This is a genomic window from Caecibacteroides pullorum, assembly GCF_019239235.1.
Taxonomy (GTDB): domain Bacteria; phylum Bacteroidota; class Bacteroidia; order Bacteroidales; family Bacteroidaceae; genus Bacteroides; species Bacteroides pullorum.
On record NZ_JAAZTS010000010.1, the window covers coordinates 85,134 to 100,768 of the forward strand.

8 protein-coding genes are annotated in these 15,635 nt (G+C 49.5%); 5 read left to right on the top strand and 3 right to left on the bottom strand.

Annotated elements, in window-relative coordinates:
• Nucleotides 1–72: 72 nt before the first annotated feature.
• On the top strand, nucleotides 73–2,613 hold the full coding sequence (locus HF894_RS08710) for a TonB-dependent receptor domain-containing protein (RefSeq protein WP_204971657.1): 2,541 nt from the start codon (nucleotides 73–75) through the stop codon (nucleotides 2,611–2,613).
• Nucleotides 2,614–2,774: 161 nt separating this feature from the next.
• Here the strand turns inward: HF894_RS08710 and HF894_RS08715 are convergent, their stop codons facing one another.
• Nucleotides 2,775–3,482 (bottom strand): ComF family protein, encoded by a 708-nt coding sequence (locus HF894_RS08715; RefSeq protein ID WP_204971658.1) that lies wholly within the window; start codon nucleotides 3,480–3,482, stop codon nucleotides 2,775–2,777.
• A gap of 11 nt (nucleotides 3,483–3,493) precedes the next feature.
• The gene (locus HF894_RS08720; RefSeq protein ID WP_204971659.1) at nucleotides 3,494–4,297 is read right to left on the bottom strand and encodes an inositol monophosphatase family protein; all 804 of its coding nucleotides are present in this window, start codon (nucleotides 4,295–4,297) and stop codon (nucleotides 3,494–3,496) included.
• 126 nt (nucleotides 4,298–4,423) lie between these two features.
• On the opposite strand from HF894_RS08720, the gene HF894_RS08725 reads away from it, so the two are divergent.
• From HF894_RS08725 to topA, 4 genes are all read left to right on the top strand, one after another.
• Nucleotides 4,424–4,951, top strand: a complete 528-nt coding sequence (locus tag HF894_RS08725; protein WP_204971660.1) for an NUDIX domain-containing protein — start codon at nucleotides 4,424–4,426, stop codon at nucleotides 4,949–4,951.
• Nucleotides 4,952–5,034: 83 nt separating this feature from the next.
• Nucleotides 5,035–8,067 (top strand): tetratricopeptide repeat protein, encoded by a 3,033-nt coding sequence (locus HF894_RS08730; RefSeq protein ID WP_204971661.1) that lies wholly within the window; start codon nucleotides 5,035–5,037, stop codon nucleotides 8,065–8,067.
• Between the two features lie 30 nt (nucleotides 8,068–8,097).
• Nucleotides 8,098–9,756: a TonB-dependent receptor gene (locus HF894_RS08735; RefSeq protein WP_204971662.1), complete on the top strand. Its 1,659-nt coding sequence runs from the start codon at nucleotides 8,098–8,100 to the stop codon at nucleotides 9,754–9,756.
• A 93-nt stretch (nucleotides 9,757–9,849) separates the two neighbouring features.
• Nucleotides 9,850–12,204, top strand: a complete 2,355-nt coding sequence (topA, locus tag HF894_RS08740) for a type I DNA topoisomerase (protein ID WP_204971663.1) — start codon at nucleotides 9,850–9,852, stop codon at nucleotides 12,202–12,204.
• A 100-nt stretch (nucleotides 12,205–12,304) separates the two neighbouring features.
• Here the strand turns inward: topA and HF894_RS08745 are convergent, their stop codons facing one another.
• Nucleotides 12,305–15,544 (bottom strand): S41 family peptidase, encoded by a 3,240-nt coding sequence (locus tag HF894_RS08745; RefSeq protein WP_204971664.1) that lies wholly within the window; start codon nucleotides 15,542–15,544, stop codon nucleotides 12,305–12,307.
• Nucleotides 15,545–15,635 lie beyond the last annotated feature (91 nt).

Below are 15,635 nucleotides of genomic sequence, written 5' to 3' on the forward strand. Positions count from 1 at the left end.
GTGATTTAGGAGCACATGCAACGTCTAATAAGACGATAACAAGAATAGTCAAATAAATTAGAAAAAAAACGCATGAACTTAAAAGCTACCGTGCTGCTGTGGATACTTTTCATATCCGGGCTGGCAGCAGCACAAAACTCAGCTGTTTCTTCTTTCCAGCTGAAAGGAATTCTGCTCGACTCGTTGACGCAGGAAGGAGAACCTTATGCTACTATCCGTGTGGCACGTAAATCGGCACCCAATAAGCCGGTAAAAATGATGGTTTCTGACATGAAAGGACGGTTTCAGGAGAATGTAAAAGGAACCGGAAGTTTCATTATGACCATCACTTCAGTAGGACGCAATCCCATTGTAAAAGACTTCTCTGTCAAAGCCGGTCAAAAAATGGTGGATTTTGGTACGTTATATGTCACTGATGCCTCCAATGAACTGGGACAAGTGGAAGTCGTAGCACAGAAACCACTGGTAAAAGCTGATATCGACAAAATTGAATACAATGTAAAAGACGATCCCGACTCGGAAACCAATACTTTGCTCGAAATGCTCCGTAAGGTACCACTCGTAACCGTAGACGGAGAAGATAACATCAAGGTAAATGGTAGTAGCTCATTCAAGGTCTACGTAAACGGAAAGCCCAACAACATGATGAGCAACAACCCGACGGAAGTACTCAAAAGTATGCCCGCCAATACCATCAAACATATTGAAGTCATTACCAACCCGGGGCCGAAGTATGATGCCGAAGGTGTGGGAGGTATCCTGAACATCGTGACCGAAGGCGGTGGATTTGAAGGCTATACCGTAACGCTGAGCGGTAACGTAAGCAACCGTGGCGCAGGCGGTGGTCTGTTCGGTACGGTACAGAAAGGCAAGTTTACTGTGAGCGCCCGCTACAATTACAATTACAACGACAGTCCACGCAGTTATTCAGGAGGAACGCAACGGGCTACAGATACCAGTGCAGAGGTTGCCAACCTGGACTATGAAGGCAGCAGCAAAGGCGACGGTTCCTTCCAGTCGGGCAGTATGGAAGCCAGCTATGAAATCGATTCACTGAACCTGATTTCTGCCTCATTCGGTTTGTGGGGCGGCGGAAACAACAGTAACGGCGGAAGCAATTATGTGGGTAATTCACCACTGGACAACCACTTGCTTTATCAGTACGGTATCGGAAGTCACAGCAAATCATCCTGGTATTCTATCGATGGCGGAATCGATTACCAACGTCTTTCCCCCACCATAAAAGGACGCATGTTTACCTTGTCTTATAAGGTGAATACCCGTCCACAGACATCGGATTCCTATTCGGAATATGACATCGCCTATGGCCATGATGACTGGACCGACTACCTGCGCCGTCTGGAAGACCAACACAATGACGGAAGCCAAAATACAACCGAACACACGTTCCAGGCAGACTACACAACCCCCATCGGCAAACTGCATACCATCGAATCGGGTGTAAAGTATATCTTACGTAACAACTCTTCGGACAACGACCGTTACTTGCGGACAGCAGCCGACAACTCGGACTATGTGTTCGACGAAGAATACAGCACACACTACCGCCATCAGAACGATATCATCGCGGCTTATCTGGGTTACGGTCTGAAATGGAAGAAACTGTCCGGACGTCTGGGCGTACGCTATGAGCATACCATCGAAGACGTAAAATACCTATTGGGACGCGGCGATGACTTCCGCAAGAACTATGACGACGTAGTACCCTCCGCTTCGCTGGGCTGGAAACTAACCGACCTGTCCAACCTACGTTTGGGCTATAACATGCGCATCTATCGTCCCGGCATCTGGTATCTGAATCCTTATCTGAACGATAGTAACCCGTCCAGCCTCAGCCAGGGTAATCCGGAACTGGACAGTGAAAAGAGCCATGCTTTTGACCTAAGTTACAGCAACTTTACGCCGAAGTTCAACATCAACGTATCTGCCCGCTATTCGTTTACGAACAACAGCATCCAGTCTGTTACCAGTCTTGTATCCGAAGATGATATTCCCGATCTCTCCGAAGACAAAAAAACAGGCAAGGACGTACTCTACACGACCTATCAGAACATCGGCAAGAGCCGTAACCTCAACCTGAGCGCCTATGTCAACTGGAACGCTACGAAAGACACCCGCGTCTACGCCAATCTGTTCGGCGGTTATACCAGCCTAAAAGGTGCCAATGGACTGGAAAACGACGGCTGGAACCTCTTCGCCTATGGTGGTGCACAGCAGACTTTCAAACACGACTGGCGTCTGAGTATGAACATCTTTGGCCAAACACCGTGGATCATGCTACAGGGTAAAGGCAGCAGCTTCTTCAGCTACAGCCTGAATCTGAACAAGTCGTTCATGAACCGACGCCTGTCGCTGTCAGCTTTTGCAAGCAACTTCTTCCAGAAATACAATAAGTTTAAGTCGCACATCGAAGGACAGGGATTCATCCAGGACAGCTGGAACAAGTACCCACAAATGCGCTTCGGACTTAGTGTCAGCTACCGCATCGGTGAACTGAAAGCCAGCGTAAAAAAAGCCGCACGTACCATTACGAACGACGACGTGAAGTCGGGTGGCGGCAGCGGCGCTGCCGGTGGTGGAGGCGGTGAATGATGCCGTCGTAACACAGTGCTTTATGATGTCTTGACACAGTGCTTCCTCATCCTCTCATACAGTGCTTTATGAGGAGGTGAGGAAGCACTGTATGAGCCCCTCAGGATATATAGTATCAGGACACAAGAAAATACGGTAACGGAAGGAACTGGAGTGCAGCGTCAAATCGCAGCTTTCGCCAGCGTCAGCACGCTGATGCGCAAGTCCTCAACACCGGCAAAAGCATCGGCACAGGCTGTCACTGTAGAACCGGTAGTCAGCACATCGTCCACCAGCAAAATATGCTTGCCTGCATAGCGTTCGGGATGGTCTACCCGAAAAATTCCTGCCACATTCTCCCAACGCTCGTAAGCCGATTTGCGTGTCTGTGTCTGGCTGTGTACACATCTTTTTACTGCCTGTACATCCAGTTCAATTCCCGTCACATCCGCAATACCGGAGGCCAGGCATTCGCTTTGATTATAACCTCTCGCCCGCAGTTTACGAGGATGCAAAGGAACCGGCACAATGGCATCTATCCCGTCGAAAAAACCGCTTTTAGCAATTTCCTCCGCTATAAAGCGCCCCATCGTCCGGCCAATATCTGACCTTCCTTCATATTTCAGCAGATGGAGGATATGGCGGAAATTACTTCCCTTGTGATAGAGGAAATAAGAGGTGGCACGCTCCAACGGAATCTTTCCCCAAAACAGTTTCTCCACGGGATTGTCCCGTTCCAGGTGCCAGTTTGTGCGAGGCATGTCAATATTACAACGCAGGCAAATCACCTCTTCGCCTTCGTGCAAACAATTCCCACATACAACGCACCGACGCGGGAAAAACAGGTGTGCCAGCCCCTGTAGCCAAAGTTTCCAACTACCAGTTCCCATTTCTTCTGCCCTTACAAGCCTTCGGGAAGACATTCTTGAATAACTTCCAGGAACGTATCGTGCAAGGCACCGTTGGTCGCTACGATGTGATGCCCTTCGAGAAACATAATATTTCCTTTAAAATCGGTCACTCGTCCTCCGGCTTCCTGTATCATCAATGCAGCAGCCGAGAAGTCCCACTTTCCAATAAAAGCCTCCAGCCAAGCATCATATCTCCCTGCCGCCACATAACAGAGTGCCAAAGCTGCCGACCCGTTCATACGGATAGCGGCTACTTTCCCGTAAAGCCGTTGTATCAGATGTTGCGCCGTAGGGGCATATTGACGGGCATTATAGGGAAGTTCCACCACGACATAGGCATCGTCTAAAGAAGCGACATCGGATACTTGCATCCGATCTCCGTTCAAGTAAGCTCCCCCACCCTTCCAGGCATAGAAACATTCGTCGCGCACAGGCTCATAGACCACGCCCAACAACAGCTCGTCTCGATTCCTCAAGGCAATACTCACACAATAAGGTGCCACGTCGTGAATATAGTTCGTCGTGCCGTCCAACGGATCGACAACCCAGCAGCAAGGCTCTTCGTGATAGTCAGCCGAGCCTTCCTCTGTAATAAAACCCGCTTCGGGCAACAAGGCACGCAATGCCGACACCACCCGTCGTTCAGACTCCTTGTCGACATACGACACATAGTCATGAGCATTCTTCTGCTCCACCGCTTCCCGACGAAAATTCTTCCGCTCTTCCTTCAAGAAATGTCCGGCTTCCCGAGCTATCCGACAGACTTCCCCTGTCAGCCATTCCAAATTATCCATATCCCAGTTCTTAAATTCAACCAAAAATAGCGGTTTCCTGCACATTTACCAAAGAATATATCCCAAGATTTTACTAATTGCTTACCTTTGCAGGCATATACCAACATTCCAAATACTTTGATGAGCATGACTGAGCATCCTCTTTCGCAATTCACTTATTGTCCCAAATGCGGTTCTCCTCGTTTCGGGATACATAACGGGAAATCCAAACAATGTCCCGATTGCGGCTTTGTCTATTACTTCAACCCGTCCTCGGCCACCGTGGCCTTTATCGTCAATGAACGACACGAGCTGCTCGTATGCCGACGTGCCAAGGACCCTGCCAAGGGAACACTCGACTTGCCCGGAGGCTTTGTCGACATGTATGAAACGGCCGAACAAGGTGTAGCACGTGAAGTTCTGGAAGAAACCGGCATGACTGTTACACAAGCACAATATCTGTTCTCCCTGCCCAACCTGTATCTTTACTCAGGCTTCACAGTCCATACGCTCGACATGTTTTTCCGCTGTCAGGTAAAAGACACACTCCATTTTCAGGCTATGGACGATGCGGCAGATACCTTCTTTGTTCCTTTTGAGAAATTACAACCAGAGGAATTCGGACTTGCCTCCATCAGAGAAGGATTGAAGAAATTCCTGAAAGAATTTGTGTGATATCCTAAAAAATATCAACAGGGCAAACAAATGCCAGTCAAAAAACGTACTTTTGTAAATATACTTATTACACCATAAAGAACATGAAGCATAAATTCTCACGTATACTCTGTGCGGCACTGTATTGTGCTCCGCTAATTGTAGCGGCACAGAACAACGAAAAAGCTGCTCCCCTGCAACAATATTATCAGGAAGGAAAGACTTTGTTCCAAGAAAAAGCCTATTCAGCTGCCATTGCCCCATTACGGGCTTTCTTACAGAAAGCTGAAGCCGAAGGCTCTCAGCCGTCACATACTGGTGAAGTACTGGAAGCCGAATACATGTTGGCCTGTTCCGCCTATGAAATGAGAGACGGACGCAGCAATGAATTCCTACAGAACTTCCTGGACAATCATCCCGATACACCTCATGCCAACCGTATCTACGCGCTGATGGCTTCCAACTATTTCTTCGCACAAGACTATGACAATGCATTGGCCTTGTTCAACGCTTCCGATCTATCCCTGCTGGCAGACAATGAACGTGATGACATGACATACCGCAGGGCTATGTGCTACCTGGAAACAGGCAAAGTGAAAGAAGCAGCTATCTGGTTCGAAACGCTAAAGAACACCAGCACACGCTATGAGACAGACTGTACCTACTATCTGTCTTACATCCGCTACACCCAGCAACGCTACGACGAGGCCCTGAACGGCTTCCTCGCCTTGCAGAACAACGACAAGTACCAAGCGCTGGTTCCTTATTACATCGCAGAAATCTATCTGGTAAAGAAACAATACGACAAAGCGGAGATTGTGGCGCAAAACTATCTTTCCGCCTACCCTGGCAACGAGAATACGGCAGAGATGTATCGCATCATCGGATCGGCCTGCTACCACATGGGAAAATACCATGAAGCCATGCAGGCATTCGAACAGAATGGTGCCGCCACCCGTCGCGACGCCCGGTACATGTATGGTTTGGCCAGCTATCATTGCGGTGTCTATAGTCAGGTGCCCGTATTGTTGTCCAGCGTCACGCAGGAAAAAGATGCGCTGAGCCAGAACGCCTACCTACACATGGGCTTGGCCTACCTCAAATTGGCTGAAAAGAATAAAGCCCGCATGGCATTCGAGCAAGCAGCCGCTTCGGACGCCAACAGAGCCATAAAAGAACAGGCATCTTACAATTATGCCCTTTGCATCCACGAAACGTCTTATTCTGCCTTCGGCGAATCGGTCACTGTCTTCGAGAAATTCCTGAATGATTTTCCACAATCGGCCTATGCTGACAAGGTGAGCGATTATCTGGTGGAAGTATATATGGAGACACGCAGCTACGAAGCAGCCCTGAAATCCATCAACCGCATCAAGTCACCTAATTCAGCCATACAGAAAGCCAAAGTGCGCATCCTGTTCCAATTGGGTACACAAGCCTTTACCAACGCCGACTTCCAGAAAGCAATCGATTATTTTGGACAGTCCTTCCAGTATGCGGCCCTTTTCGGCCAGCAAGGCCAAGGAGAACAAGGCAAAGCAGCCTACTGGCGTGGAGAATCCTACTACCGCCTGGGGCAGATGCAGCAAGCAGCCGACGACTTTAACCGCTATCTGAACTACAACCCCGACACGAGTAATGAGATGTATGCGCTGGCTCACTACAACTTAGGATACATTGCTTTCCATCGCAAGAACTACACGGGTGCCGAAAGCTATTTCAATCGCTATACCCAACTGGAGAAAGGACAGAACCCGGCAGCCTTGGCCGACGCCTATAACCGCTTGGGCGATTGCTGCCTCCACGCACGCCGCTTCGATGAAGCCACCCGTTACTATACCCGTGCAGAGAATATGGGAACGGCCTCGGGCGACTATTCTTACTACCAATTGGCCTTGGTAGCCGGTCTGCAAAAGGACTACAACGGTAAGATAACGCTGCTCGACCGACTGGCACAAAAATATCCCAATTCGCCCTATGCCATCAACGGTCTATATGAAAAGGGACGTTCGTATGTACAAAACAATCAAAGCACTCAAGCTATCGCAACCTTCCGCGAGCTATTATCCAAATATCCCGAAAGTCCTATAGCCCGCAAGGCTGCCGCTGAAATAGGCCTTCTCTACTATCAGAATGAAGACTACAACCGTGCTATCGAAGCCTACAAGCACGTCATCACGCAATATCCAGGCAGTGAAGAAGCCCGCCTGGCCATGCGCGACCTGAAATCCATCTACGTAGATGCCAACCGCGTGGACGAATATGCTGCCCTGGCGGCACAGATGCCAGGACAAATACGTTTCGAAGCCAGCGAACAAGACTCACTGACCTACATTGCCGCCGAGAAAGTATACATGAAAGGGGAAATCGCACCCGCCAAGACAAGCTTCGAACGCTACATCCAGAGCTATCCAGAAGGTGCCTTCCGTCTGAATGCCCACTATTACCTCTGCCTCATCGGCAAAGAACAAAAAGACGACGAAGCCGTATTGTTACATGCAGGCAAATTGCTCGAATTCCCCAACAGTCCTTATGCTGAAGAAGCATTGCCCATGCATGCAGAAATCCTCTTCAACCGCCAGCAATACGACTTGGCGTTGGCCGACTACAAACAACTACAGGCTCGCGCTACTACCACTGAGCACAGACAGTTAGGGGCTACAGGCGTACTGCGTTGTGGCGTACTCCTGAAAGACGATGTAGAAACCATCAATGCAGCCACTGCTCTACTGTCCGAGACCAAACTGACACCTGAACTGCAAAACGAAGCTCTGTACTATCGTGCCAAGGCCTACCTCAACCAAAAGGCACAGCAAAAGGCAACCGCAGACCTGCAGATACTGGCTAAGGATACGCGAATACTCTATGGTGCCGAAGCAAAATACCTGCTTGCCCAACAACTGTATGACAACGGCGATTACACAGCAGCCGAAAAGGAAGTGCTTGATTTCATTGAACAAAGCACTCCGCATGCCTACTGGCTGGCACGCAGCTTTATCCTCCTGTCCGACGTATATGTAGCCATGGACAAGAAGCTCGATGCACGCCAATACCTCCTCAGCCTGCAACAGAATTACCAGGCCGATGACGACATTGCCGGCATGATCGAAGAAAGACTGGCTAAACTGAAAGAATAACAAGATTTTCCTCATAAATAACAAACGAATATGAAAAATATGCGATATATACTCGGAGGAGCAGCCCTGATAGGACTACCTCTGACCTTGCAAGCACAGGAGCAAACGCAGGACACTACGCTGGTGCGCACTGTGGTGGTAGAGCAGGAATACAATCCAGACATCATGGATGCTTCGAAAATCAATGTTCTTCCACAGATAGAAGTACCAGTTGTGACCAAGAAAGCAGTGGAATACAACGAGACACTGATGCCTGCTACACAAATCCCCGCAACGACCATGCAACCCTATACCGGCATTGAGACTTTGGCTAAAGCCAAGGGAGGATATGCACGTCTGGGATACGGCAATTATAATAATCTCGACCTGCTGGCCAACTACCTGTTCACCCTTTCAGACAACGATCGGCTGAATCTGCACCTCGATATGAACGGCATGAACGGCAAACTGAATATGGGTGAAGGACAAGAGAAATGGGAATCACGTTATTATCGCACCCGTGCAGGCATAGACTACCAGCATCGTTTCCGCTCACTGGACTTGAATCTAGGCGGTCATTTCGGTCTAAGTAACTTCAATTTCATGCCTGAATGGGATGCCAATAAACAGAAGTTTACCTCTGGTGACGTACACCTCAGCTTCAAGAACCGCAACAAGGATCTTCCGTTGGACTATGCCGTTGAAACCAATCTTCTCCTTTACCAGCGCCAATATGACCCTGCTGCTGAAAATACAGGAGAAAGCATGATACGCACCAAAGCCGAAGTGTCGGGAGATATCTCGGACGAACAACTTATCCATATCGCATTCAACATGGATAACGCATTCTACCAAAAAGCCAATTTCGAGAATTGCACTTCCATCGAACTGAATCCGAGCTACCAATTCCAAAATGACGATTGGAAACTGAAACTTGGTGCACACGTTGACTTTGCAATCGGTTTCGGCAAAGAAGTCCGCGTAGCCCCTGATGTACAGATACAATATAATTTCTCGGACAGCTACCTGCTTTACGTACAAGGTACAGGAGGCAAGCGACAGAACGACTTCCGACAACTGGAAAGCTACAATCCTTACGGACTATTACAAAACCAGCTTGATGCCACCTACGAGCAGCTGAACACAGCCATCGGCTTCAAAGCCAGTCCCATTAATGATTTGTGGTTCCATCTGTATGCCGGCTATCAGGACTTAAAAGATGACCTTTTCCTCGTACCCGATTTTATAACAGGCGGTTCTTCTCCACAAACACGTCTGCTCCTCGGACAGGCTGATGCACGCAACGTCTATGCAGGCGGTGAGATTACCTACAGCTACAAGCAATTGTTTGGGTTCAACGCATCGGCTGTTTACCGCAACTGGAATACACCTAGCAATGAAAACGCCACTTATACCGAAAGTATCATTCTTGGTTTCAAACCTGCTTTGGAAGCCAATGTAAGAATCGATGTATCTCCACTTTCGGCACTCCGTTTATCGTTAGGCTATCAGCATATCGAACGTAGCAAAGTAGAAGGTGAACGCGCAGATGCTGTCAGCAATCTCTACTTATCCGCCAACTACGAAGTTTTTGAAAACATAGTTATTTACGCCCGACTCAACAATTTGTTGAACAAGGACTACCAATATTATGAAGAATGTCCAGCCCAAGGTATTAACTTCTTGGGAGGCGTAAGTTTCCGTTTTTAGTTTTTTTCTTTATATTATTAAGGTGGGAAATTTGTTTTTTCCTACTTTTGCGGACAAAATCAGCGGGATATGTCCGCTACAAAGTAAGATTTTATGCAGAAGAATTTAGTCATTGTTGAGTCACCTGCCAAGGCCAAGACCATCGGGAAATTCTTGGGAAAGGACTTTGAAGTCTTGTCCAGCTACGGGCATATCCGTGACTTACGGAAGAAAGATTTCAGTATAGACGTAAACAACCATTTCGAACCGCAATACGAAATACCAGCGGACAAAAAGAAACTTGTAGCGCAACTAAAAGAAGAAGCTTCCAATGCCGAAACGGTATGGTTAGCTTCCGATGAGGACCGTGAAGGAGAAGCCATCGCCTGGCATTTGTATGAAGTGCTAAACCTGAAACCAGAACACACACGGCGCATTGTCTTCCACGAAATCACCAAAAACGCAATCTTGCGTGCCATTGAGAATCCACGACAGATAGACTTGAATCTGGTGGACGCCCAACAAGCACGACGCATATTGGACCGTATCGTAGGTTTTGAACTTTCGCCTGTATTGTGGCGTAAAGTAAAACCTGCTCTTTCAGCCGGACGTGTACAATCGGTAGCCGTACGCCTCATCGCTGAACGCGAACGTGAAATTCAGGCTTTCCATAGCGAAGCAGCCTACCGCGTAACAGCAATCTTCCCCGTGCCCGATGCTAACGGTAAGCTGGTAGACATGAAGGCAGAATTGGAACACCGCTTCAAAACCAAAGAAGAGGCACATCATTTCCTTGAAAAGTGCAAAGATGCTACTTTCACTATTCAAGACATTGCTACACGCCCACTGAAAAAAAGTCCTGCTGCCCCCTTCACTACTTCGACCCTTCAACAGGAAGCAGCTCGCAAACTGGGTTTCTCCGTAGCACAGACTATGATGGTAGCGCAGAGCCTTTACGAATCGGGACACATTACCTACATGCGTACCGACTCGGTAAACCTTTCTGAGCTAGCTATCAACGCCGCTCGCGAAACCATCATTGCCAAGATGGGTGAACGATACCTGCACTCACGGCACTTTACAACCAAAACCAAAGGTGCACAGGAAGCCCACGAAGCCATCCGCCCCACCTACATGGAGAATGTCAAAATAGAGGCTACCGCTCAAGAACGCCGTCTTTACGACCTGATATGGAAACGTACACTGGCTTCACAAATGTCTGACGCCGAATTGGAAAAGACTACCGTCACTATCGGCCTCAGCAATACCAATGAAGAATTTACCGCAGTAGGAGAAGTTGTCAAATTTGATGGTTTTCTACGCGTATACCGCGAATCACATGATGATGAAGCTGAAGGCGACGATGTAGCAGGATTGCTTCCTCCGCTCACGCAAGGGCAGACACTGGACTATAGCAGTGTGACTGCTACCGAACGTTTTACCCTCCAACCTCCACGCTACACCGAAGCTAGTTTGGTACGCAAACTAGAGGAACTGGGCATCGGACGTCCGTCTACCTACGCCCCTACTATTTCTACTATCCAGCAACGAGAATACGTAGTGAAAGGCGAAAAGCCAGGTAAAGAACGTAAATACGAAGTACTGACCCTAGAAAAAGGAAAGAACATAACCGAAGATATTCGCACAGAACTGACTGGTGCCGAGAAATCCAAATTGCTCCCCACCGATATCGGCATGGTAGTAAACGATTTCCTCACTGAGTATTTCCCCGATATTCTTGACTATAACTTCACAGCCACAGTCGAAAAGCAGTTCGACGAAATTGCTGAAGGTGAAACAAAATGGACTACCGTACTCGACCGCTTTTATCGTAAATTCCACCCTTCAGTAGAGAAAACACTTGCTACCAAAAACGAGCATAAAGCAGGCGAACGTTTGTTGGGTACAGATCCTGCAAGCGGTAAACCTGTATCGGTAAAAATAGGTCGTTTCGGACCCGTAGTACAAATAGGTAGTGCTGATGATGGCGAGAAGCCACGTTTCTCCCGCCTAGAGAAAGGAATGTCCATTGAGACCATCACACTGGACGAAGCATTAAAGCTATTCCGTTTACCTCGCACACTTGGCGAATACGAAGGAGCTGAAATCAAAGTAAGTAGTGGCCGCTACGGTCCTTACGCCCAGTGGAAGAGCATGTTCGCTTCCCTACCCCAAGGTATCGACCCACTGACCGTCACACTGGATGAAGCTGTAGCTCTCATCAAAGAGAAACAAGAAGCTGAAGCCAAACGCCACATCAAGAAATTTGACGAGGATCCTGAGCTTGAAATTATGAATGGTCGCTATGGCCCTTACATTTCATATAAGGGAAGCAACTATAAAATTCCTGAAGGCATTACACCCGAAGATCTTAACCTACAAGCTTGTATGGATCTAATTAAAATCCAAAGTGACCCCAATAAACCTAAAACACGTCGTGGCAAAACCACACACAAAAAAACGACGTGAAAAATCATATTAAAAGGATAAAAAAAGAGCCATATCTTTACTCTAAGTGAGTTCGATATGGCTCTTTCTATTTCTAAGAAATCTTCACTGGACTAATAATTCATTTTCCAATCTCCTTCAATAATTCATCTACCGCAGCTTTTAACTGCGTATCCTCACCTTTGACGATGGTCTCAGGATTATTGAGTATCAAGATATCAGGCTCCAATTGGGAATTCTCCAAGTAAGAGCCATCGGGCAAACGATAACCAACTACAGGAATACCGAATATCAGCGAACGGTCCTGCAAAGTTTCCCACGACACGCTGGTCATGGTGCCGGGTACGGGCGCACCCACCAGCTTGCCCAGCTTGCGGTGGCTGTATACCCAAGGTGTACCGTGGGCATTAGAGTAGTTGGCCTCGCATTGCAGCATAACGCTGGGTTTGTTCCAGCGACGACTAGGCATATCGCAGGCTTCGCGTCCGCGCACTACCTGTGTGAAGTATTTCTCTCCGCTGAACAGCACCTCTATATCTTCGTGCAGGCGTCCGCCGCCGTTGAAGCGGGTATCGATGACGATACCGTCGCACTTATTATACTTGCCCAAGATGTCCGAATAGATGGTGCGGAAGCTGCCGTCGTCCATTGACTGGATGTGTACGTAGCCCAGGCGTCCGCCCGACCAGCGCTCTACGTCGGCTGCACGCTGCTTCACCCAGCGCTGGTAGAGCAGGCCGTTCAGGGCACCACTGCTGATAGGTTTCACCACTTCGCCCCAGCGTTCGCCCGAAGCAGGGCTGTAAAAGGAGACGAGCGTCTTGCGGCCTACCTTGCCGTTGAGCAGCTGGCTGATGTCGGTCTTGGCATCCAGCGTCTGCCCGTCGATCTTCTCGATGCGGTCGCCGGCCTTTACCTTAGACTTGGCCGTATCAAAGGGCCCTTTCTCCACCACTTCGTCTATCAGCAGCCCCTGTCCACGGTCGGTCCAGCTGTAGAGCAGACCCAGACTGGCGGTGGCGTCGGTAGCCAGCGAGGGATAGTAGCGTCCGCCCGTGTGCGACACATTCAATTCACCCAGCCATTCGCTCAGCAGTTCGGCGAAGTCGTAGTTGTTGTTGATGTGGGGCAGGAACTTACGGTAGGCGGCCGACATCTTGTCCCAGTCCACGCCGTGCATGTTCAGGTTGTAGAAACGCTTCTTTTCCTGTTTATAGACATGGTCAAACATATAGGCACGCTCTTCGGCCAGGTCCATCTTCATTTCAGCACGGTAGGTGATGGATTCCAGCTTGTCGCTCTTGGTATTCATCTTTTGCATGCTGCGTCCACTTAGGATGAAGAGGTTATCGCCTTTCTTGTCCAGCGTGAGCGAGGCCCATCCAGCGTCCATCTTCTTCAGCAGCTTGGTGTCATGCTTGCGCAGGTCCATCTTCCAAAGGTCAAAGCCTCCTTCGAAAGCCGACATATAGTAGAGGCTTTCGCCGTCGGCCGAGAGAATCGCGTCGCCTAGGCGTGAGGAGTTGGGCGTGAGGCGCACGATGCGGTCCTCGATGCCGTCCAGTTCTACCTCAATGAGCTTCACTTCGTCCTTCTTATCGCCGTCTTTCTTATCTTTATCATCGTCCTTGTCTTTCTTGTCCTTGTCGGCTTCGGCCTTTTCCTGCTTCTGGAGTTCATAGTCCTCCTTGCTCAGGCGATACCTGTCGTAGGCATCCTGGTTGAGGAATACCAGCATAACATCTTCCAACGAACCCCACGAAGCATGGCTACGCATGCCGTAGCGTTCGGTGCTGAAAAGGAGTGCATTGCCGTCCATCACCCAACGGGGCGAAGAACTGAAGTAGCCGCTGCCCGTCAAGTTGAAGATCTGTCCCTTGCCGTCGGCGCTCACCAAGCCAATGTCGGTATAGGGGTCGTGGCCATTGCCGATGAACTCGAGGGCGAACCACTTGCCATCCGGCGACCAACGGTAGGTGAAGCCGCCTGCGGTACTGTACCAAGTGGAGCCGTCGGTAATCTGGCGTACCTTCTTCGTCTCAAGGTTGAGGACCATCAGGCGGTTGCGGTCTTCAATGAAGGCCAGCTCCTTGCCGTCGGGCGAGAAGGTTGGCATAGTGCGCTCTACAGTCGTGGAGGGCAACAGCACTTCCTCGTCTATCAGGGTGGCGTTGGCAAAGTTAGGGTCTTCCTTGCGGGCTATCTTGGCCAGGTAGAGCTGCCAGTTGCCTCCGCGCTCGCTGGCATAGGCCAGGGTGCGTCCGTCGGGAGCGAAGCAGACGTCGGCTTCGGCTGCCGCGGTATGGGTAATCTGCTTGGTGGTGGCATAGTCGGCCGAAGTAACGAATACATCGCCGCGGACGATAAAGGCCACTTGCTCGCCGTCAGCTGAGGGTGTAGCCGAGGTAGCTCCGCTCGAGAAAGTGAGGCGAGCCACATTATCAGCGTCATCCTCCGTCAGACTAATTTTTACTTTCTGTGGCTTTCCGCCTACGGTCTGCGTATAAATTTCACCGTCATAGGTATAGCAAAGGGTACCCTTACTTTGTGAGAGGAAGCGCACTGGGTGTGTTTTAAAGGTAGTAACAGGCAGTACGGCCTGTGGATTGTTCAGTCCCATGCGCCACACGTTGAACGAACCTCCGTCGCGTTCACTCAGGAAATAAATTTCCGTGCCGTTGTCCGACAAGATTGGATTACGGTCCTCACCAGCACGGTTGGTCAGGTTAGTGTGGCGGCCCGTGGTGGCGTCATAGCGCCAGATGTCGCGCGTGACGGACGACGTGTGGTGCTTGCGCCATTCGTCTTCGAAACCCTTGCGATCCTGGTAAAGGAAGGAACCCTGGCCGTCATTCAGAAAACAAATCATTTCAGCAGGTGTGCCCAGTACCTGCTCTGTCCGTCCGCCTGCAACAGGCACGGCATAGAGCTCCGTCATGGCCGAGGTGGGGAAAAGAGCGCTCGAGGCGGGATCTTGCAAGGCAGCGTTGAAATAGACCTTCTGGCCATCAGGCGAGAAAGCCGTGGGCACTTCGGAAGCCGAGTTATAGGTAAGGCGTCGCGCGCTTCCGCCATCGGCGGACATCACATAGACGTCCATATTGCCTTCACGGTCGCTGGCGAAAGCTATCTGACGGCCGTCGGGTGACCACACGGGCGACGATTCGTAAGAGACCTGCGAGGTGAGCCTTACGGCTTCGCCTCCCTGTGCATTCACTTTGTAGAGGTCGCCCTTATAGCAAAAGGCGATCTGAGTACCGTCGGGCGAGATGCGTACGTCACGCATCCAAAGCGGAGTTCCGGCCAAAGCCGAAGCTGCAACAGTGAGGCCCAACAGCATAGAGCATGTCAGTCTTTTCATAAAAAATGTATTGATAAGATATATTTTCTAACACAAAGATAGGACAAAATCAACAAATCCTCTGAAAAAAACAGCCGAATATTTGGAAGCT

What these genes read in the sequence shown, in the direction of transcription:
- HF894_RS08710 (WP_204971657.1), top strand. Translation starts at nt 73, where the DNA reads ATGAACTTAAAAGCTACCGTGCTGCTGTGGATACTTTTCATATCCGGG.
- HF894_RS08715 (WP_204971658.1), bottom strand. Translation starts at nt 3,482, where the DNA reads ATGGGAACTGGTAGTTGGAAACTTTGGCTACAGGGGCTGGCACACCTG.
- HF894_RS08720 (WP_204971659.1), bottom strand. Translation starts at nt 4,297, where the DNA reads ATGGATAATTTGGAATGGCTGACAGGGGAAGTCTGTCGGATAGCTCGG.
- HF894_RS08725 (WP_204971660.1), top strand. Translation starts at nt 4,424, where the DNA reads ATGACTGAGCATCCTCTTTCGCAATTCACTTATTGTCCCAAATGCGGT.
- HF894_RS08730 (WP_204971661.1), top strand. Translation starts at nt 5,035, where the DNA reads ATGAAGCATAAATTCTCACGTATACTCTGTGCGGCACTGTATTGTGCT.
- HF894_RS08735 (WP_204971662.1), top strand. Translation starts at nt 8,098, where the DNA reads ATGAAAAATATGCGATATATACTCGGAGGAGCAGCCCTGATAGGACTA.
- topA (WP_204971663.1), top strand. Translation starts at nt 9,850, where the DNA reads ATGCAGAAGAATTTAGTCATTGTTGAGTCACCTGCCAAGGCCAAGACC.
- HF894_RS08745 (WP_204971664.1), bottom strand. Translation starts at nt 15,544, where the DNA reads ATGAAAAGACTGACATGCTCTATGCTGTTGGGCCTCACTGTTGCAGCT.